Origin of the sequence: Desulfosarcina sp. BuS5 (assembly GCF_028752835.1) — a bacterium.
Lineage (GTDB): Bacteria > Desulfobacterota > Desulfobacteria > Desulfobacterales > BuS5 > BuS5.
Genome location: NZ_CP087952.1, coordinates 3,643,640 through 3,664,658 on the forward strand (window position 1 = coordinate 3,643,640; position 21,019 = coordinate 3,664,658).

20 protein-coding genes are annotated in these 21,019 nt (G+C 40.2%); 13 read left to right on the top strand and 7 right to left on the bottom strand.

Annotated elements, in window-relative coordinates:
* The first annotated feature begins 7 nt into the window (after positions 1 to 7).
* A complete protein-coding gene (locus tag BuS5_RS17655; RefSeq protein ID WP_035265694.1) occupies positions 8 to 364 on the top strand; it encodes a sulfite exporter TauE/SafE family protein in 357 nt (118 codons plus the stop codon).
* 29 nt (positions 365 to 393) lie between these two features.
* Positions 394 to 636, top strand: a complete 243-nt coding sequence (locus tag BuS5_RS17660; RefSeq protein WP_027354343.1) for a hypothetical protein — start codon at positions 394 to 396, stop codon at positions 634 to 636.
* Positions 637 to 641: 5 nt separating this feature from the next.
* Here BuS5_RS17660 and BuS5_RS17665 read toward each other — a convergent pair whose 3' ends face one another.
* Entirely contained in the window at positions 642 to 1,118 is a 477-nt protein-coding gene (locus BuS5_RS17665) for an NUDIX hydrolase (protein WP_232223081.1), read from the bottom strand.
* A 101-nt stretch (positions 1,119 to 1,219) separates the two neighbouring features.
* A complete protein-coding gene (locus tag BuS5_RS17670; protein WP_051374895.1) occupies positions 1,220 to 1,669 on the bottom strand; it encodes a thioredoxin family protein in 450 nt (149 codons plus the stop codon).
* A gap of 99 nt (positions 1,670 to 1,768) precedes the next feature.
* Between BuS5_RS17670 and BuS5_RS17675 the strand changes: the two genes are divergently transcribed.
* From BuS5_RS17675 to BuS5_RS17715, 9 genes are all read left to right on the top strand, one after another.
* Complete coding sequence (locus tag BuS5_RS17675) at positions 1,769 to 3,751, top strand: peptidase U32 family protein (protein ID WP_027354341.1); 1,983 nt, start codon at positions 1,769 to 1,771, stop codon at positions 3,749 to 3,751.
* An 86-nt stretch (positions 3,752 to 3,837) separates the two neighbouring features.
* Positions 3,838 to 4,482: a flagellar brake domain-containing protein gene (locus tag BuS5_RS17680; protein WP_027354340.1), complete on the top strand. Its 645-nt coding sequence runs from the start codon at positions 3,838 to 3,840 to the stop codon at positions 4,480 to 4,482.
* 123 nt (positions 4,483 to 4,605) lie between these two features.
* Positions 4,606 to 5,970 (top strand): hypothetical protein, encoded by a 1,365-nt coding sequence (locus BuS5_RS17685; protein ID WP_027354339.1) that lies wholly within the window; start codon positions 4,606 to 4,608, stop codon positions 5,968 to 5,970.
* Positions 5,967 to 6,497, top strand: coding sequence for a hypothetical protein (locus BuS5_RS17690; RefSeq protein WP_027354338.1), 531 nt, complete (start codon positions 5,967 to 5,969; stop codon positions 6,495 to 6,497). The genes BuS5_RS17685 and BuS5_RS17690 overlap by 4 nt, the downstream gene beginning before the upstream one ends.
* Position 6,498: 1 nt before the next feature.
* Positions 6,499 to 7,041 (top strand): hypothetical protein, encoded by a 543-nt coding sequence (locus BuS5_RS17695; RefSeq protein WP_027354337.1) that lies wholly within the window; start codon positions 6,499 to 6,501, stop codon positions 7,039 to 7,041.
* Positions 7,042 to 7,127: 86 nt separating this feature from the next.
* Positions 7,128 to 8,576, top strand: coding sequence for a type II secretion system protein GspD (locus tag BuS5_RS17700; RefSeq protein WP_274427837.1), 1,449 nt, complete (start codon positions 7,128 to 7,130; stop codon positions 8,574 to 8,576).
* A gap of 119 nt (positions 8,577 to 8,695) precedes the next feature.
* Positions 8,696 to 8,872, top strand: a complete 177-nt coding sequence (locus BuS5_RS17705) for a prepilin-type N-terminal cleavage/methylation domain-containing protein (RefSeq protein WP_198012276.1) — start codon at positions 8,696 to 8,698, stop codon at positions 8,870 to 8,872.
* On the top strand, positions 8,842 to 9,270 hold the full coding sequence (locus tag BuS5_RS17710) for a hypothetical protein (RefSeq protein WP_157487420.1): 429 nt from the start codon (positions 8,842 to 8,844) through the stop codon (positions 9,268 to 9,270). Before BuS5_RS17705 ends, BuS5_RS17710 begins: the two co-directional genes overlap by 31 nt.
* A 25-nt stretch (positions 9,271 to 9,295) precedes the next feature.
* Positions 9,296 to 10,168, top strand: a complete 873-nt coding sequence (locus BuS5_RS17715) for a type II secretion system protein (RefSeq protein ID WP_027354335.1) — start codon at positions 9,296 to 9,298, stop codon at positions 10,166 to 10,168.
* A 133-nt stretch (positions 10,169 to 10,301) separates the two neighbouring features.
* Here BuS5_RS17715 and BuS5_RS17720 read toward each other — a convergent pair whose 3' ends face one another.
* The 4 genes from BuS5_RS17720 to BuS5_RS17735 are packed head-to-tail and all read right to left on the bottom strand — an operon-like array spanning position 10,302 to position 15,688.
* Positions 10,302 to 11,519, bottom strand: coding sequence for a type II secretion system F family protein (locus BuS5_RS17720; RefSeq protein ID WP_027354334.1), 1,218 nt, complete (start codon positions 11,517 to 11,519; stop codon positions 10,302 to 10,304).
* On the bottom strand, positions 11,512 to 13,161 hold the full coding sequence (locus BuS5_RS17725) for a GspE/PulE family protein (RefSeq protein WP_027354333.1): 1,650 nt from the start codon (positions 13,159 to 13,161) through the stop codon (positions 11,512 to 11,514). Before BuS5_RS17725 ends, BuS5_RS17720 begins: the two co-directional genes overlap by 8 nt.
* Entirely contained in the window at positions 13,158 to 14,264 is a 1,107-nt protein-coding gene (locus BuS5_RS17730; RefSeq protein WP_198012275.1) for a tetratricopeptide repeat protein, read from the bottom strand. The genes BuS5_RS17725 and BuS5_RS17730 overlap by 4 nt, the downstream gene beginning before the upstream one ends.
* Before the next feature lie 26 nt (positions 14,265 to 14,290).
* On the bottom strand, positions 14,291 to 15,688 hold the full coding sequence (locus BuS5_RS17735; protein WP_051374890.1) for an AAA family ATPase: 1,398 nt from the start codon (positions 15,686 to 15,688) through the stop codon (positions 14,291 to 14,293).
* A gap of 1,441 nt (positions 15,689 to 17,129) precedes the next feature.
* On the opposite strand from BuS5_RS17735, the gene BuS5_RS17740 reads away from it, so the two are divergent.
* Both BuS5_RS17740 and BuS5_RS17745 read left to right on the top strand, forming a co-directional pair.
* Positions 17,130 to 17,303, top strand: a complete 174-nt coding sequence (locus tag BuS5_RS17740) for a hypothetical protein (RefSeq protein ID WP_157487422.1) — start codon at positions 17,130 to 17,132, stop codon at positions 17,301 to 17,303.
* A gap of 1,002 nt (positions 17,304 to 18,305) precedes the next feature.
* Entirely contained in the window at positions 18,306 to 18,629 is a 324-nt protein-coding gene (locus tag BuS5_RS17745; RefSeq protein WP_274427840.1) for a hypothetical protein, read from the top strand.
* Between the two features lie 484 nt (positions 18,630 to 19,113).
* On the opposite strand, the gene BuS5_RS17750 is transcribed toward BuS5_RS17745, so the two are convergent.
* On the bottom strand, positions 19,114 to 20,592 hold the full coding sequence (locus tag BuS5_RS17750) for an ISNCY family transposase (RefSeq protein WP_027355345.1): 1,479 nt from the start codon (positions 20,590 to 20,592) through the stop codon (positions 19,114 to 19,116).
* Between the last annotated feature and the right edge of the window lie 427 nt (positions 20,593 to 21,019).

The following is a 21,019-nucleotide window of genomic DNA, read 5'->3' on the forward strand; positions in this document are numbered from 1 at the left end:
TAAAATTATGGTGAATACCCCGGTTATTATTATTGTTGGTGTCATTATTGGTCTTTGCGCAGCTTTTTCCGGGCTGGGCGGCGGATTTATGATAGTGCCCCTGCTCATATTTTTTGGGTACTCAGCACAAAAAGCAGTCGGTACATCCTTTTTGGGTGTCCTGATAATATCAATTTCAGCTTTTTTAGCTCATATCAAGCTATCTAATGTAGATTATAAGGTGGGTCTCCTGCTGGGCGCAGGCGGAATAATCGGTGCACAGGCAGGTGCGCGCCTGGTTGAATATGTTCCCACTATCTATTTTAAAAAAATCTTTGCTTTAATATTAATCTGCCTTGCTCTCTATTTTTTTTTAAAAAAATAGGCGCCTAAAATTATGATGGGGAAAATGCTATGCGGATAGAACAAAATCCTTTATTCAGAAAAGTTATAGTACCCTGGTACGATTCAAAAATAGTATGCCGGATTATTATTGTATGTACGCTGTTTGCACTCTTGTTCGGTCTTGTCGGAATATCCGCAGCAAACGCAACGGAAATGTATAACGATTACATCTGGGTGCCTGTAGCGCTGACTGCTGTAAGCGCCGGAGTTCTGATTGCCTCTGTTATACGTCTCGTAAAACAATATAAATAGAGCCCTTAACCCGGCTCAAAAAAAAGCTCGATAAAATAATGGAGTATTTTTGCAGTTACTCCCCATATTACAACATCCTTAAAAGGATATTCCAGATACTCTATTTCCGGCACCCATCCATGAAAATATTTTTCCTTGTGAGTGTGTACAAGTTCCCGCAATGGTATTTCAAGCACCCTTGATATCTCTTTCCGATCGTATATTAACTCTCCTCTTTCACGCCATATTCCTGTAAATACTTCAATATCTCTACAATTAATGGTCTGAAAATGACCGATTGAGCCGATATATTCAACCTGATTTTGTGATATATCAAGTTCTTCCTTGAGCTCACGAAAGGCAGCCTGTAAACTGCTGACATCATTCGCGTCAACATGACCGCCGGGCAAGGCCACCTGGTTACGCCAGGGATAGCCTTTATTATCCGACTTTTGAATTGCGAGTATATGCGGGCTTTCCTTATCATACAGCAGCAGAAACACGGATGTTGGATGATACTCCCTGTCGTCCGGAGGCCCCGGATGAACTGAGTTTTGGATAATATTTTTTAATTCTGAACAATGGATAGCGTCAATCCTTATTTTTAAAATTTCATAAATTTATTGAATTTTTGGGTTTTGTAACTGTCAGTAGAAATATATTTCAAAACAGGAAGTAGTTTGCCGGGCGGGATATATCCACCGATATCACTAATAGGTTCACCTTCACCTGTTAAAAACCATGTATCAGGCAATCCTTTAACTTTATATTTAACGGCAAGGGCTTTTTCTTTATCCGTATTTACTTTAACAGAAATAAAATTTTTATTCAAATAATCGGCTACGGATGCATCCTTAAAAGTTTGGGTTGCCATTTTAGTGCAGTACCCGCACCATGCAGCCCAAAAATGAAGAAACACCTTTTTGTTTTCCGTCTGTGCCAGTTTTAAACCTTCATCATAAGAATGCCAGTTAATTTTATCCGAATAAGCATTACAACTAATCAAGCATACCAATAAGATCAAGATGGCCATACGTATTATTTTCAGATTCATTTTTGTATATCTCCTGTTCGGGATTAAAAATTCTCGTTGCAAAACCTGCTTGTAAATTGTATTCGCCATGAATCACTTACAGGAACAATTATTGATTTCATGGAAAAAAAATTTAATCCCCCGTTAATTCTTGCCCCGGCCGGAAATAAAGATTCATTTCTAGCGGCTCTGGCAGCCGGCGCTGATGCTATCTATTGTGGTTTAAAGAGCCTTTCCGCACGTATGGAAGCAAAAAATTTTTCTATTGCCGAATTGATTTCTTTAACGGAACTGGCTCATGAAAAAGGGGCGAAAATATATATTACCTTTAATTCTCTTTTAAAAACCGATGATATAAAAAAAGCGAGGTTACTTATAAAACAGCTCGCAATTTATGTCAAACCGGATGCACTGATTGTTCAGGATCTTTCAGTCGTTCAACTGGCACGCGAGACAGGCTGGTTTAAAGAAATACATCTGTCAACCCTGTCGAATGTCAGCTTTCCCGCGGCTTTGAGCCTGGTTAAAAAAGAGTTGGGGATAAACCGGGTTGTTATTCCAAGGGAGCTGAATATCGATGAAATCAAACAGATGGCCGCTGCCTGTCCTGAAGGACTCGACCTTGAATTGTTTGTCCATGGCGCTCTTTGCTATGGAGTTTCCGGGCGATGCTACTGGAGCAGTTATCTCGGCGGTAAAAGCGGGCTCAGGGGCAGGTGTGTGCAGCCCTGCCGCAGACTTTATGTTCAAAACGGCCAAAAGGGTAAATATTTTTCGTGCCGGGATTTAAGCCTGGATCTATTGGTTAAAATCCTGCTTCCTGTTCCGCAAATACGGATATGGAAAATCGAAGGCCGCAAAAAAGGGCCCCACTATGTATTTTACACTGTGACTGCATACAAAATGCTGCGGGATCATGGTAAAGATTCGCAAGTTAAAAAGGCAGCCCTGCAATTGCTGGCCATGGCCCTGGGGCGCCCGGTGACGCGCTTCAATTTTCTGCCGCAAAGGAATAAAGATCCGGTTAAAATCAGCGGGCAAACAGGGTCCGGTCTTTTTATCGGGAAAATGACAGGTTCCAGGCACAACCCCTGCCTTGTGCCGAGAGAAGAACTCCTTGCCGGTGATATCCTGCGTATAGGATACGAAGGAGAATCTTTCCACGCTGTTAAAAAAGTGACCCGATATGTGCCCAAAAAAGGTCGCTTGCATATTAAGGTTGATGCCGACCAAAAAGCTGTTAAAGGCATTCCCGTCTTCCTGATTGACAGGCGTGAAAAAGCGCTTGAGGAGAAGTTGTCGGCTTTAGAACAAGAGCTGGAAAAAAAACGGAAAAAAGTTCCTGAGCTGCAAGCTCTGACGTTTCAACGCACCAGGGAATCCCGGCCGGCAATCAAGCTGAAAAAACAATATAAAGAGATTTTGCTATACCGCTATCCGGGCAAGCAAAGGATAAATCAATATACCGGATTATGGCTATCCGCCAATACCTTAAAATTAAAAAAATCCTTATTCGCTGATGTCTGGTGGTGGCTGCCTCCGGTAATATGGCCTGAAGATGAGAAAAAGCTGCTGGAACAGATTTTTTATACCACAAATAAAGGGAGTCGGAATTTTGTCCTGAATGCGCCCTGGCAAAGAGTATTTTTTTCTTCTAAAAAAAGGCTGAATTTATGGGCCGGCCCCTTTTGCAATATTGCAAACAGATTATCGATCAAAGCGCTTGCTGCTTTAGACTTTTCAGGAGTTATCGTGAGTCCTGAACTCGGGAAAAAAGACTACCTGCAACTGCCGGAAAAGAGTCCGCTGCCGCTGGGGATCGTTTTATCCGGGTCCTGGCCTCTCTCTATTTCAAGAATTTTTTCAACGAATCTTGAAACAGAAAAACCGGTTACAAGTCCAAGGGGCGAAATCTGCTGGATCAGACAATACGGCTCGGATCAATGGATTTATCCTAACTGGAAGATTGATCTGACAAAAAAAAGAAACATTCTAAGCAAAGCCGGATACACCATGTTTATAAATATCTTTGAACCTATGTCCAAAGATATCGAAATTAAAAGGAGAAAAGGTCTCTGGAACTGGGATATAGGTTTGTCGTGAGATATTTAAATTTGGCATGGAGATTGCTTGTAATTGCTTGTAGAACTTAATTTCATCCGACTTCCTTACGGCCAAATGGGGGAAAATTGAAAAGACCAAATAATGATCAAATCGAAAGCACAAATGTTCCGGGATTGAAAGTTGGTGATTTTTTGCAAATCAGGCCAAAAGAATCCGGCGCGATGCTGAAGGCTGTTTTTGTTGGTGAAAAAAAAAATGAATATTTTGCCATAACGCGTCCTGAATCCCCGAAATCATTGATGATTACGCTTTCTCCTGAAAAGGAAATAATTGCCCGGCATTTATACAACAATAGAGTTTATGAATTTAAGAGCAAAGTTACCAAAACTGTTTCCGAACCTGTGGAATTGATCCTGCTTGCATACCCGGATTCCTGTCACTTGCGTGAGCTTCGTTCGGTTAAAAGAATTAACTGTTCGGTTTCAACCAGGGTTGAACTTAAAAGTGAAACTGAAACAAAAGGGTTAAGCGGAGTGATAAAGGATATTAACAAAAATGGATGCCGCTGTTTATTCACGCTTTCCGGCGCCCAAAAAAATGTGTTTAAAATTGATGAAGAGCTTCTGTTAACATTCCCTTTCCCAGGAATAAAAGGTATCCAGGAGCTTCCTGGATATATAAGAAATATTCAGACCGCAGAAGATAAAGCTTCGGTCAGTGTTGGAATTGAATTTTCGAGCCATCAATATTGGGCTCCGCCCTATCAGTAATCAATCACCTCCTGTAAGATAATGCACAAAAACATTACCCTGTCTCTGGCATTAATATTGCGTTCTCTATTCTTTTAAAACACCATCAGCTTCAAATAATTATATTTAACGCCGGAGCCTTAATTGAAAAAACAAGCGGCTGTTTTTTTCCTTAATGAAAAAAAAATCTATTTTGCAATGCCGGATTCAGGCGGCAGCCTCAATTTTCAGCAGAGTTATTCAATTGAAGAATTTTTAAGCGGCGACAAAAGGTTTAAACTTTCTCCGGACAGAGCTTCGAATATTTCCATTGATTTGCTGATCGTGCCGGACTACTGGATTTCCACAAAATCGTATAAATTTAATTCAAAAAACAGGGCTGTAATAGAAAGCTTTATTAAAAGAAAAATACCCGGGAGTGGAAATTTTTTTGAATATGAACTTTATCATACTGATTCAGCGGAACAATTTCTGCGGGTATATTTTTTTGATGAACCGAAATTTTTCCTGGTCTATGAAAAGCTTCTGTCATTCAATATCCAACCCGGAAAAATAACTTCATATGCTTTTTTATGGCAGCAAAAACTTAATACTATCTCAAATTTCAGCCAGGCTGAAACCGGCTTTATCCATCTTCGCAAGGATGAATGCTCTTTATATTTTTATGAAAAAGGGCAGTTTGTCTTTTCACGCAATATCAAGCTTGTTTCCGCTGCTGACATTTCCGAAAATTTCGACCTGTTAACCTACGAAATAAATCAATCCCTGCATCTTTTTTCTCAGCAGTCCAAAAAAAATATCGATCGCTTTTACCTGTTGTCCGGGAATAAGCAGGACGCCTCTTTGCTGTCGCAAAAACTCGAAACAGAAGTGCTGACAGCAGAATTCAGCATTCCGGAACAACCCACTCTGCAAAAAAATGTCGAAGATTTAACTCCTTTTACTTTTTTTAGTGCTGCTGATCTTGACTATTCCGGCAACCTGCTCTGCATTACGCACAATGATGTAAAAAATGCTGAAAAATGGGGAATAGTCTTAAAAACAGGTATCATCGTTGGAATCTTTTTTTTCTTACTAATGATCGGCGAAGCGGTTTATATATCAAAAGCGGGCAGATTTCAAATCCAAAACAAAGATATTCAATCCTCAATAGCACTGGAAGAAACAATCAGTAATTTTTCTGAAGCGGTTGATCAACTATCCACGGAAATTACCCGCCCGGATTATCAGAATTTGATAATCAAAGTTATTGAGTCTCTTCCCGATAATATCCGTATCAGCGAAATAAAAATTGAAACAGATCCGGTTCAACAGGTTAATTTAAAAGGCGTGGTAAAGGCTTCCGGTCATTCTGAACTTCAGGATAAACTTTCAATTTTTTTGTCCGGCCTGAAAAAAAATATTAAATCAGCCGCAACTCTATCAATAGATGATATTAATATAAAAGATTTTAAAAGCAGCGCCATAGAAAAATTTTATGATTTTGAATTCAGATTTAAACTGTCATGAAAAATAATATTAAAAAATATTCTATCCGGGTTTCTATCATCTGGGGCGCAAGCTTAATCCTTTTTTTTATAAATATCAGTCAGCTCAGAATGCTGACAAAAGAAAAATCAGGTCATTTGCTGCACCTGGCTCAAAAACAATTTACACATGAATATTCCAAAGAGATTGAAACGGCATTTCAAAAAACAGGCTTGCTCTGCAAGGAAGTCGAAAGCACGAAGATCTGGGTTCTGAATCTGAAAGAGGATTTTACTGCCCTGGCGACAAAATTCGGGCTCTCAAAAATCATCATTCAAAGCCCTCAAAATCAGAACTTTAGTATGCAGACTGATGTGCCAATCAGGATACAGACCACTAAAATCACATTATCCTGCGAAGGGCCCTTAAAAGGCTTTATTGAGCTTATTAATGCCGCGCATAAAAAATATCCGTCGCTTTATTTCAGCAAAATGGAAATTATACTCAACCCGGAGGATATAAACGATAAATTTAATCTTTGCATGACGTCAAGGTATAAAAAAATATAAGATGCTTGCGTTACTTGATAATAAAAAACCGATTTTTATTGGAGGATGGATTTTAGTGGCTGTTTTGCTGCTTTTATACAATGGTTTTGTGATAAATAATTTTTATAAACCACAGGCTTCAATCGGCATGGAAAATCTGGCGCATCTTAAACTTAAGTGTGAAGATTTGTTTAAAAATCAAAATTACGTTGCAAATAATAAAGCTGATCGAATCGACTATGACCGGTTATTTTCAAAATTTACAAAAAAATCAAAAATTACCCCTAAAACAGCCGCGACCCGGGAAGAGATTCAAAAGGAGGTGATCAAAAAAGTTGAACCAAAGCTTCCCGATCTTACGGGGATTGTTAAAAGTTTTAATGTGTATGGGAAAATCCGCCTGCTTGCAATGCTTGATGGTCTGGTTCTATCGGAGCAAGGGATAATTAATGAATTTAAAGTTGAAAAAATTACTGAAAAAGGAATTACCCTGAAAAAAGGGGAAGACTCCTGGTATATCCAGGCGCCTGAAGTTGTTTTTTCTCTGGGAACACGGACAAAATAATAAAAGGTTCAACGCCTATGTATTTTTCCATAAAATCAATAAAATTTACGGTTTTTATTTCTGCGCTAATATTTGGCAGCTTTGTTTTGCAGGGATGTATCCATCTTTCAAAGCCCGGAACAATCGAGCAGCCGGAATTGGAAAGGATAGATCCCAAAAGCAAACTAATCAATGCAAGTAAATCTCATCACCCGGGCTGCCCCGGGCCTCCGCCATTTTTGGAAAAACTGGAACCTGTGAGTAAAAGCGCAAAAAAAGATTCAAGGCTTTTTTCTTTTGTTTTTAATAAAACAGAGTTTGGAGTTGCGCTTGCAGCACTGACAAAAAGTTCAGATTTGAATATATCGGTTGAATCGGGTGTCAATCTTGTAAAACCGGTTACTGTGCGTTTAAAAAATGTAACCCTTAATGAAGCGCTGGAGATGATTGTTACAAAAGGCGCCGGTTATGTCTGGGATATCAAGGAAGACTGCATTTACATCAAACGATTTGTGGAAAAAATTTATAACTTCGATTATCTGGATCTGACAGGCACAACTGAAATTGCAGTCGGCGGAGATATGCTTGCATCGAGTGTGGAAGATTCCGGGGTAGCCGGAAAATTTAAAGTAAATGCCGAAAAAAAAAAAGAAGCCGGCAATATCTGGCAATATTTGCAGGAAATGCTGGAGGGTTTTAAATCACCCGAAGGCCTGCTTCGGGTGAACAGAACCGGAGGGGTCATCTATATGTCCGATTATCCGGAAAAAGTCGAGGCTATGGTGAATTTTCTGGATTCCATATCGGAGGTTTTACACCGGCAGGTCTATATTGATGCCAATATCTATGAAGTGCGTTTAAGCGATAAAAACAAGTATGGCATAAACTGGTCAAACCTTGCGACAACTTTTACGTCCAGCTCCGGTTTCTGGCCTGATTCTTTTAATTTAAACGTTAACTCCGGCTCAATTGTTTTATCCGGTCAGTCGAGTGTTACTGCTGCGCTCGATTTTTTAAGAACTCAGGGAGATGTAAGTGTTCTTTCAAACCCGCATCTTTCGGTTATGAACCGCCAATCTGCTTTATTAACGGTCGGATACCAGTTCCCTTATGGTAGCATAGATGGTGTGGACCGTGATACGGAAACAGGGATGATTACCTATGGATCTGAAATAAAACGGGCTATTTTAGGCATCCAGCTCGGGATAACCCCGCAAATATCCTCCGGGGGAATTATTACACTCCATATAGTGCCGACAATAACCAGAATCCAGAGAGAAGAAGACGTCAGTGTGCCGGTGGCTGCCAATGAGGTGCAGGTCATTTCAAATCCTGTAATTGACTTGCAGGAACTCTTTACCACAGTAAGGGTAAAACATGGCCAGACTATTGTTTTGGCAGGTTTGATCAGTCAGGTAAAAGATATAAAGCACGAAGGCCTTCCTTTTTTAGGAAGCATACCTTTCCTGGGCCGCCTGTTTCAAAACGTGGAAGATAATCTGGAAAACAAGGAACTGGTAATTTTTATTACCCCATATGTCAGAAATCCGATTTAACCGGAATTATTTTTATCAAAAATACCCCCTGGCCCTAAAGCTTTAAAATTTTCACAGGATAATAAATTACAGGCAATGTTTTTTGATTAGCTGTTTTATTTTTATGAGGAGGAAATTTTATGCAATTGATAAACCTTAAAAAAAACCAGTCCGGTTTTACGCTGGTTGAAATCGCAATTGTTCTTGTTATTATCGGTCTTTTACTGGGAGGCGTTTTAAAAGGCAAGGAGATGATAAAGAGCGCCAAGGTAAAAAAACCGTCAAAATGGCGGATGAACTCCGCGCGGCAACAATGACCTTTTATGACAAATACGGCGCTTATCCGGGAGACGAAAACAACAAAAAAATTCCACCAAAAGACAAGCACGAGGGCAACGGAAACGGATTTATGTCCTACGAGGAACGGTATATGGTATTCGAAGACCTGATGAAAGCAGGTTTTATATCAGGGAGTTATGACGGAGAAAAAAACCTCCCCAAGCATGCGTTTGGCGGCAATGTTGCGATTTACTGGACGAAGGCCCTTAGTGCGCCTGCTGATCATTATATTGTAATGTGGGGCCTGCCCTGGGATGCCGCCATGGAGATAGACATGAAATATGATGACGGCAAAGAAAAAACAGGATCAATCCGTTCAAGTGAAAGATATGCTGAATCCAGCGGCCCCATAGGTTATATTATCTGGGCTCTTTAAAAATCAGGTTGGCAGGTTATTCAAAATGAACAAGCATCTTTTACCTATTACAAAACAGGATGGTTTTACCCTGATAGAGATTGCCATTGTGCTGGTAATATTAGGTATCCTGGCAGGGGGCGGCATCTCTTTGCTTTCAGTTCTGACCGAACGGAAAGCCAGGAACGAAACCATTGCTTATTTAAAATCAACAAAAGAGGCTTTGATCAGTTTCGCCAATATCAGCGGTCGGCTCCCATGGGCGGATACGGATAATGACGGAAATGAAAATACCGGCTCGGCCCGCGGAAGGTTGCCCTACCTGACCCTTAATCTCACTCCAACGGATTTTTACAAAAGAGTTTTAATATATGAAACCAACAGCAGCCTGTCAGTCGACAGGCCGACAGGCTGCCGCACACTTAAAAACGGCCTTTCGGGAAGTCCGGAGATTGTGGATGCAGACGGCAGCGGAACAGCTTTTCCTGCGGCGGCTGTGATTGTCAGCGCCGGGCCGATGGATGCCGACAATAACGGGAATGTCTTTGATGATATTACCGGCAGTACCCATAACGGCGATAACACCGACGGTGTTCCCAACTATATTCGTCATCCTCCGGTTACAGGGTTTGACGACCTTGTTGCATATATAAGCGGAAATGAATTATTCGGCATGATTTGCGGGGATCCGGTTCTTTCAGTTAACAACAATTCCACCGCTACTGTTTATGTGCGGGATCAGACCGGCGGCACGGATCTGTGCAGCCTCAATTCTGGCAACATCTTTACCCAGCATATTTTATCCGGAACAACTATTACAATCGAAACTGCGCAAAACGGCACAGGCGCTATTGTCCCGACCACGCCGCCCAACCCGGTTACTTTGGCCGGGAACGGGATGAGCATTGATATTCCGTAGTCAGTGTCTATCCATAAATGGCTATTTCGCCCGATATCTGCGTTGCTCTAAAAATTTAATCCTCAAATAATTTCTACGAATGGTTTTTTTTTACCCAATCCGTGTTTATCTGTGCAAATCCGTGTCCAATAAATTAATAAGCGCTTCCAAATGACCCGATTACATCATAAAGCGGCAGCAAAATAGATAAAACAATAATACCAAAAACAGCCCCCAAAAAAATTATGGTGGCCGGTTCAACCGCGTTTATCATGGTCTGAACGCTTCGCTTGACTTCACCATCGTAATAATCCCCCAGGCGTTTAAAAGAATCATCCAGGGTACCTGTTATCTCCCCGCTTCTGATAGCGCCAAGCAGCAACGGCGGAAAAATATTTACCGTTTCAAAACCTTCAGCAATCTGATGGCCTTCCTGGATATACTGAAACACAATTTCAAGACGCTTTTCAACATACCTGTTCCCGAGCACATTATTCGCCAGGATATCGAAAATATCGGTTATTTTCATTCCCGACCTGTACATTGTGGCAAAATTGTGGCTTAGCTGGGCAAAAACAGAATTTGCGATAACCGTTCCTATTAAAGGGACCTTTAGCAGGTATTTGTGAAACCTGATTTTTCCATTTACTGTTTTACAATAAAAAATAGATACGGCCAGAGATCCGAATATCAACCCGATTAAAAATAACCAGTTGGCCCGGACAAAACCGCTTAGCCCTAAAACCGTCTCTGTTATGCCGGGAAGTTTTACCCCCATCTCAATCAACACTGCGGCCATCTGCGGCAGAACGTATCCAACCCAGACACCTATTACAGCAACAATCACAACCATCATAAAAACAGGATACATGGCAGCTCTTTTAAGGGTTGACCTGATATCCTCCTTCCATTCCAGAAAATCAGCCAAATCACTCATGCATTTCGGCAAAACTCCGGCAAGTTCGCCCATCCTGACTATGCCGAGGTCTAATTTCCCAAATATTTTGTGATACCGGCTCATGGCTTCATAAAGAGTATTGCCGCTCTCAACGGCAACCCGAACCTCGCCAACCACATCTTTTAATCGAGCCGAAGGGAGTGACCTGGCGTTTTCATCCAGGGCAGACATCAACGGAAGCCCCAGGTTCATAGCCTGGGAAAGCCGGTGATAAAATTCGATCAAAATTCTCGGCTTGACATTATTCTTTTTTAAAAAAAAACTGGAAATATTGCTTTTAACCTGCTTTGCTTTAATCAGAGTCAAGCCATCATTTTGCAGACGATTTTCCAGGTTCTCTTCTCCAATGGCAGCCGCTGTTCCTTTAACCAGTTTGCCTGATTTATCAATTGCGCTGTATTTATAATTAGGCATCTGCAACCACCCTGAAGACCTCTTCCATGGATGTAATACCACGGGCTACTTTTTTTAAGGCCTGTTTTATTAAAAGATTTGTTCCTCCCTTTACCGCTGCATCTTCAATAGAGGCTTTCAGAGCTCCAGCATGGATTATCTCGACTATCGCCCTGTTAACAACCATGATTTCATAGATTCCGGTACGGCCGCTGTAGCCGGACCGGTGGCAGCTGTCGCATTTTCCGGGGCTTGGTATTTTTGCAGGCGGTTTGATGCCGTGCCGGATAAAGAGCTCTTTTTCGTCTGACGCAGCAGTCCTTACGTTGAGGCATTGCGGGCAAATACGTCGCATAAGCCTTTGGGCCACAACCATAGAGAGTGAAGACGCCAGGGTGCTGGGATTAATTCCGATATCGATAAGTCTGTTGATCGCGGAAGCAGCGTCATTGGTGTGCAGCGTTGACAGAACCAGATGGCCGGTGATCGAAGCCCGCATGGCCAGCTCGGCTGTTTCCCGATCCCTGATTTCTCCTACCAGGATTATGTCCGGGTCCTGCCGCATGGCTGCTCTTAATGCATTGGAAAATGTAAAATTCGCCTTTGGATTTACCCCGGTCTGCCTTATTGTGGGAATTACATATTCAATCGGATCTTCAACAGTCATCACATTAATTTCAGGCCGGTTCACTGCCATAAGAGCTGAATAAAGGGTGGTGGTTTTGCCGGACCCGGTCGGGCCGGTTGTAAGGATCAGACCATAAGGCCTCTTTAAATTTGCCAAAAATCTTGCAAGCTCATCCTTTTCAAAACCAAGATCTTCTATTTCACCGACAACACTGCTGTAAATCAGGAGCCGCATTACAACGGTTTCGCCAAGATGAGTAGGAAAGGTGGAAACTCTGAGATCAAATTTGCCGGCCGGGCCCTGATATTTGATGTGGCCGTCATGCGGTATGTTCGGATTTGAAATATCCATGTCGCCCATAATTTTAAAACGGGTTACAAGACCCTGGTGAAATTTTTTGGGGAAAAGATATTCCTGCAGAAGCACCCCGTCAACCCGGTAAAAGACTCTGACCAGATTTGTATCCGGCACTACGTGAATATCACTGGCCCCCAGAACATGCCCTTTTTCCACAAGCAGCCCGGCAAGCCTGATTACCCGGTTTTCGTCCTGCGTCCCTTTTTCCGCTCCGCTCCGGGTTATCTCTTCTATTTCACTATCGACCATTGCTGCTGTCTGGTAATAGAGCCTGATTGACTTTGCAACCCATTCCGCCGGCGCCAGGTATGTTTTCACCCGGCAGCCGGTCATTCTGGCAATATTGTCTTTGGCAATCACATCAAAAGGATTGGCAGTGGCCACTTTGATGGTCTTATCGACTCTGGCAAAGGGAAAAACTGAATTTTTTTTTACAAAATCGACAGGTATCTGCGAAATCAGCCCCCGGTCAATCTCCACGGTGGAGGTATTGAGCATTTCAGCCCCGCTTTGAACGGCAATAGCCATCTGAAGCTCTTCTTCGCTAATCCAGTCCAGCCTTAACAGGACCTCTCCCAGCATCAGGCCTGTCTTTTTTGCTTCAACAAAGGCCAATTCTATCTGGTCATTGTCTATAAACCCCATTTCGACCAAAATATCTCCGATTCTTTTTTTCATTTTGCCTTTTTATTTCCGGTAATTTTCAGGCCGGCATATTCGCGCGGCTTCATAAATCTCTTAATCAAGCCTACCTGTTTTTTAACGGCTTTTTGTTCCTCATCCGAGAGTAAATCAGCGCCTCCCAAACAGGCTGAATAGTATTTTACCGCCTCGGGATAGATCTTCTGCTTATCAAATAAAATTGCCATGTTAAAAAGTAAAAGAGAATTTTTCGGAACAAGCTGCTCTGCCTTGCGGTACCACTTTAAGGCTTGATCCGGTTCATTAAGCCGGCTGAAAGCCAACCCGCGATAAAGAAATATTTCGAATCGCGGGATTTTTATCAGCGCTTCCGCTTCGTCCAGGCAGACAAGGGCTTTATTGAACCGACCCAGTTTGATCTGCGCAACCGCAATGTTTATCAATCCATCACAAGATCCGGTTTCCAGGGTTTTAAGCTTGTCAAGATATATGATTGCGTTTGAAAACTCGGAAATTTTTATATAGCATGCTCCTATATTTAACAGCGCATCCCGGCGCTCAGGATTATTTTTCAAAACTTCCCTGTACATCCGGATTGCCTGATTGAACCTGTTTGCTTTTTGATATGTTAAGGCTTTTTTATAAAAAATTTCCTCTGATCTTACCTTTTTTTCATAATTTTCTTTTTGTTTATTTTTTTTGGAGGAAAATTTTTTTTTTGCTAAAAGTTTATTGCTTGTGTCTTTCTTTTTTACAGGCAAATCAATTTTGGCAATAACTTCCGGCTCAGAAATAACCTTTTCAGCTTGTGATTCTTTTTTTTCAGGCGCGCTTGAAAAACCGCTTTTTTTCCTGGACGCTATTTCACAGGTTAAAACAGGTTCGACCTTTTCCGGCGTATGTTTTGCCGCATTAAAAAAATTACCAGGCTTTTGTTCCATGCCGTCGGAATCGGAACAGAAAAAAACCTGCCGGCAGATAAAAAGCGCTAAAAAAAATGCGACCCCGCCACAGGCTGAAAGCTTTAACCAGGTTTTTATTTTTGACGCGCCGTTTATTTTTAATTCCGGCGCATCGAGTGGTTCCTTTTTTTTACGCCCGGCATTATTTTTTCTCAAGGCATCGTTTAACAGGCTCATCCTCAGCTCCATTTTTTCGCAAAAAATTAATAGATTACTCCTTGATAGTTTAGCGATTTTAATCTTGTTTGCGCTAAACGGGCTTGATCAATATCTTTAAAATAACCGATTCGGATTCTGTGCCGGACGCCTTTGCCCGGAACCTCTTTTTTTTGAGTAAAGGCCTGAAAACCTTTATTTTGAAGTTCTGCAACCATTCTATCCGCAGCTTTTGATTTTTTTAAAGAGGCTACCTGTATAACCCAGTTCTTTTCACCTTCAACCTGTTTAACTGCAGTTATCTGATTTTGAAATTTTTTAGCCCCATCAGTTTTACTATAAATATTTTTCCCATTCTGGTCCGGTATTTTATAAAATCCGGTTTTTGTATTATCAGCAACGTGTTGATTTTTTATTACCCATGACGCTATCTCTTGTTTTGTCAAAGCCTTGACGGATAAAATAGTAGAGGGAATAATATCCCGCCAGCAAAGCGCCATCGGTAAAATAATCAGAAAGAGCAAAACCGGCCAATACTTTACCATATTCCATGAGGAGGCTCGCAATCCAGCGCTTTTAAAAAAATTATTTTTAAAAACAGGACTAAAAAGTTCTTTTTCTGCTTTTTTTACATGACTTCGGTCGATCACATAGTCGTTTGTTATATAACCTGCGGTTAAAGCATAATCACAAAGCTTGTTGATTAATCTTGGTATCCCCCTTGATAATCGAAATATCAGCTTAAGCGCTTTGCCCGTAAAGCAGATGCGGCCATTATCTCCTGAGATATAAAGCCGGTGCCGGATATATCCTTCGATTTCGTTTTTTGACAAAACATCAAGACGGCAGTCGATCGAAATCCTTTGCCGAAGCTGCCTTAATTCTCTGCGGGAAATATTTTCCGCCAGTTCAGGCTGGCCTGCAAGCACTATCTGAAGCAGCTTTTTCTTGTCAGTTTCAAGGTTAGATAGAAGCCTGAGATCTTCGAGAGCATCAAACGGCATTGCCTGTGCATCATCAATAATAACGACTACAGGAATGTTATCTGCAACTTTAATTAAAAACCGGTTTAAACAATCTATCAACTCCTTTTTTGATGCATTCTTGCGATGGGTAACTTTCAAATCATGCAGAATGCCGGAAATAAGCTCTTTTCCTGAAACAGCAGGATTAATAATCAATACTGTCCTGGCTCTGTTTTCGAGTCTGTCCAGGATAGATCTGCAAATAGTCGTTTTCCCTGTTCCCACTTCTCCCACCAGCAGGATAAATCCGAACCAATTTTCTATACCGTATATAATTCTGTCGAGAACGCTCTGGTGGGTACCTGAAGCAAACAGGAATTCCGGATCCGGAGTTATGGAAAACGGCGCTTCCCGAAGGCCGTAATAATCAAGATAAACCACCTTTGCTTCGGTTTTATGCATTGTAATATCTATGAACAAATATGATCCTGCTATCGGCTGCCGGCTATATTATAAAGTTCCTGGTAAGATTACTGCATTTAATGTGCCAAGGTGTAGGGGCAGAATCCATTTCTGCCCCTGTATCATTTTTGGCGGATATGAAATCCGCCCCTGCCTTGAGTGAATGTCAATTTTTTGACTGAATCTTATAAGGCTTAAGATATTCCTAACCGTTCACGGTTATCAGTTTACGGTTAACAGTTGAAAAAGATATCGAAATTAAAAGGAGAAAAGCACTTCTATCGATATTTGAAATTTGGCGGGCTCCCTGAAATCCTGACCATTCAAAGTGACACGGCCTGTTTTTCCTATATTGAAGGCATTATCAGTAAAGTTATTCTGGATGATATTATTAAGCGGTTTAACATAAAGCATTCAATGGTTTTGGAAAGGATCTTTTTTATCTGCTTTCAGCGGCAGGGAACATCGTATCCTTTTAAAAGATATCCAACTATCTAAAACAAGTGGGCACCAGTATTAAGCAGGAAACCGTCATAAAGTATGTGCAGTACATGCTGAAATCATTTGCGATTTACGAAACAAACAAGTTCGACTGGAAATCAGGAAAATTGTTTGGCACGACCCGGAAGTATTATGCGGTTGATACAGGTCTGATCAATGTGTATCCTCCTTCCGTGAGTAATGTTTCAAAATAGCTTGAAAATGTTGTATTTTTCAAGCTCAAAAGAGATCGTAAAACTATTTGTTTCGGAGCTCTTTCTTCAGGAAAGGAAATAGATTTTATTGCGCGCTCCAAAGACGGTAATTTCGATAAGTATCAAGTTACGAAAACCCTTCATGACGATAATTATGAAAGGGAAATGTCTTCGTTCCTCTTGCAGAATACGAACCTTGATGCCGGAGACAACACACTTTTAATGCTTGATGGGAATGATCGGGAAATCCGATACAGGAATGTAAGGGTATTCCAAAGGGACATCCCTGCATGGCTCCTGGGCTTGTAACATTCGAACGGCGCTGTTCAAAATTTGCATAAAGATTGCTTGCAATTATCTGCAGCGCTTACAATTTATCCGCATTCCTGACGCTATGAGGGAAAAATTGGAGACATCAAATAATCATCAAGTAGAAAGCGCAGAAGAAACTGCTGGAGCTTTAATTGAAAAAAAATCAGCGGATGAACTTAACCTTTTGTCAAATCAAAAGATTTGACCCCTGCCCCCCATAAACGGGTTATATTTTATGGCATAGTGTCTCAAACCCTTTTTTACAAAACTATTCCGACATAGACACCGGAATAGTCGCAAGCCCTGATTCCGGGATGTAACTCCCTGGGATTTTACCTTGTTCCGACGTGAGCCGGCACCGTATTAGTGGAAGAGCCTCATTTTAAATAGAAAATTGACTTAGCAGTATCAAAATAATATTATATTTTTATTGACGGAAGGTAAAACAACTTATCAAAGAACTTGAAAAAGCTGGATTTATTAATCGTGGAGGGAAAGGAAGTCACCGGAACTTTGTTCATCCGAAAGTGGCAAAGCCTGTTATTATTTTAGGAAAAATTGGGACTGACGCTTTGCACTACCAAGAAAAGGATGTTCAAAAGGCAATTGAGGAGTCAAAAAAATGAAAAATTCTGATCGCTATCTAAAAATTGTTGAATGGTCTGAAGAAAATCAATGTTATGTAGGCTTCTGCCCAAATTTTATCCATCTAATCACACAAAATTCAGCCTGAAGCCATGATGTATAGTTGGGGACGTTATTTCGCCCCCGTTTCTATTTCTCTGAAACAAAATAATCCGAAACAATACCCACAAACGGGACCCATAAAAGGGTTATATTTTATGGCGTAGTGTCTCAAGTCCTTTTTTACAAAATTATCCGACAACACCTTATCCTGGTTGAATAAATTTTCAGATTCAGCTCCCCACTCAGATGCATCGTATTATAGATTGTCACATAAATAATTTTACTGCGTTATCGGTCGTCGGAGTAGGGGGTCAAGATTTTGAACCCCTGCCCCCCCTGGCCTTGTGCCAAATTTTAAAACAGGGTTATTATCTGACAATCTATGTGCTAAGATTCAAATAGTGTAACGCCTTACCCCCGAATCAATGACAAAATAATGTAACGCCTTGGCTGGATTTTATCCCGCCGCTTATCCATCTGAAATTTAAAAAAGTACCCAGCTTATTCCGCCGTATTACCCGGCTTTTGAAATTATACTTGCAACGATCAAAATAACATGTTATCTGTCGAAAAAATTCGAAAAAGCTAAATTTACAGGATTTGCACTTTGTCTTCAATTGGAGACATTTTCTTTTTGTAGCCGCATTAATTACTCCTAAGTATTTTATTTCATTGGATAAATATTAACTGCCTTATGTTTTTCATTTTAGCGCTCTATGGCTAAAAATGAAATTTTATTTGATCGTTACAATATTTTGCAAATCTTCCTTTTTGCAATATTTTTTTAACCGACTGATTTCACAAAAGATAAAGATCCTACCTTAAAAAGGACCTCGAAAAAAAGCGTTACAGTATTTGAATCTTATCATCTATGGCTTAGCTGGAATCAAGGACGAAGATCGTTACTTTGATGGCCATCTTTGGCTTGGGAGAACATATTTATGACAGATCATGTAGACTCCGCACTGTTTGTTTACACTCAGGATACCAAGGATCTGATCGAGCGACTCCAAAACAATCCTTTTGGTGTAAAAATAACCCCTGTTGCATTTGACACAATGATGCAGGATCCTGAAGGATTGCTTGACGGGGTAGGCCACGTGGTGGTTTCAGGGGCACTGGATGTCATCAAGACGGTTTTGGGTCTTGCTATGAAATACGACTTCAGCGTCGGCCTGGTTCCCATGCACACAAAAAAAAGTCTGACAAGAGATTATGCTCTTCCCGGAAAAACTGACGCGGTTATCGATTTAGCGTTGCGATAGGATGCCCAGGTTATGGATCTCATATTGTGCAATCAACAACTCCTGCTGTTTAAGGCTGGGGTGTTGTTAAGGAACGAGGACGAAATAACTTCCCCAACTATACATCACAGCTTCAGGCCATCTTTGCCCGATATAAAAGTATAAAAATCTTGAAATAGCTTGCTATTCCTGCAACTTTTATACTTTTAGATCGAACAAACCTAACCTAAATCTGTGCGCCTACTTGTGGAAGTTATTTCGTCCCCGTTCCTAAGTTGCACATTATTCTGGCATTAATTTCCTAATTAATGGCTGAACGAAAACCCCTAATTTCAGGTTTTGCTGGCGATAATTTTTAATTTTTTTTTAGCTTCGCTGTTCAAAATTATTAACAGATAAAACCAATTATTGGTTCATCCTGTAATAAAGATAATAAAATCCTATAAAATTGAAATATTTCCTAAAATTGGACACACCTATCCATCAAAGTGTTTTTAAGCAAAAATTACGCTGCTTTTTGTATTTTTTGCTTGGCGCGCTGTAATGCTTTTATTTCTTTTTGTTGAAGTACATGGTCTATAATTTGAATATTTCGTGCTACTGCAGCTAAGGCGACATATCGTTTAAAACCATGTATTCCATGATCAGGACAACGATCAAGACCATGATTTTCCAAAGCATTAATCGAAGACTCAACGGCAGAGTGTTTATGTCTGGCCTTAATAAATTCTTCTGAATTTTCAATCTCTTTATTTATTGCGGAAAGCTTTCCTTTTCTGGGAAGGATAACTTTATCGAGTATTGCCGCTAACTTTTTTTGATTATCCTGGCTATGAAAGCCTTTATCAAAACTGCAGCTTTTAAAATCAGGAAATTTTTTTTGAGTTTCTTCTACCATAATAACAGCAACTTTATCATCGGTTTCATGCTGCATGACACGATGATGGAGAATAAAGCCATATTGATCTTTGACAATACAAACCTTTAGACCTAATTCCACAGGGACACCGGCCTTGCCTTTACTGATCCATTCAGTATGCTTCTCAAAAATTGAAAAAACTTTTTCGTGATGAGGAATTGTTTCGCCTTCAATAACTCTCCGGCGAATCTGATCTATTTGCTTGTCGGCATCCGTTATGTATTTTTTTATACTATCAATTATAAAAGATGATATTATGCCTGGAAACTGAATTGAATCAATAGTTTGCCTGGTTTTATCAATACATGATTGAACCAATTCAATATATGCCTTGTGAGCATTTATAATCAATCGTTCTCTTTCAGCCTTTTTGTCGTCATTTTTTGAAGTAGATCTTTTTAATTGCTGAGCTTTCCTGAAAAGGATTTTTATTTTGCGAAGGTTGCTTTTGCCTTGTCTCCAATCAGAAATATTTAATTTGTCACAAAGGCACATAATCAAGATGATTACTTTCCGAGCTGCATCAAAAAGCAGATTAATATCTGTAGGATAATGAACATTTGTTTCTAAAACAAAAGAATCGCAGCTTCCTTTCAAAGTTTCTTCAGATTTTTTTCCGACAATTTTATAACCATGACCAAGAACAATTACATTAATTTTATCAAGGACTTCTGGAGTAAACATGGAAATATTGTCTTTTAATGTTTGTAAAGCATATTTGTAATCCGCATTCATTTTCCCATGCCCAAGCATTTGACGCAATTTGCCGTGGTTATTGGCCATTTCAAGAAGTTTGTCATAATCCCAATTGCAATTTAATCTTAATGTCCCAAGCACAAATATTTTCCATAAATCCATACCCTTGCGCCCATTCTTTGGATTAACGTTTTCAGGAATAATTCCTTTTAAGGCATCAAAAACCTGATCCCTGATTTCACGGTTACACCAGATAGATTGCAAGCCCCGAAGAAGTTTTGGAATTTCATCCCGTGAATGTGGATCAAACTGAATATTAGCAATAGCCGTCTCTCCAAATTTTATTTGCATATCGATAACTTTTCGCATATATTTCCACCGAAATTTTACTTTTTTTTATGACCTGTTAAAAGAAAGCAATGTTCAAACATTAAGAACATCAGTTATGATATCAATTAGATTGATATCATAACTGAAGAAAAAAGTAAAATATTTTTTAGAAGTAAAAAGTAATTTTATGCGAAAACTTCGTTGACCATTAAATAGCTAAGTGATTGTTTTTTCGTGATAAAAATATTTTCGTTCAGACACTAATTAAATTGACCAGACTTAGATTTTTCCATTTTATTTGAGATAAATTTTGTTACATTTTTTACTGTTTTTAAAACTTTTTAAAAGACACACGCTCCCCCTTCCAAGGGGTAGGGGAAAGAGTCATAGATTTTGGAATTCTCACACTAATTGATATATTTAGGTTCAATTAAGCTTACATAATAATGCACTTTGCAGCAAAAAC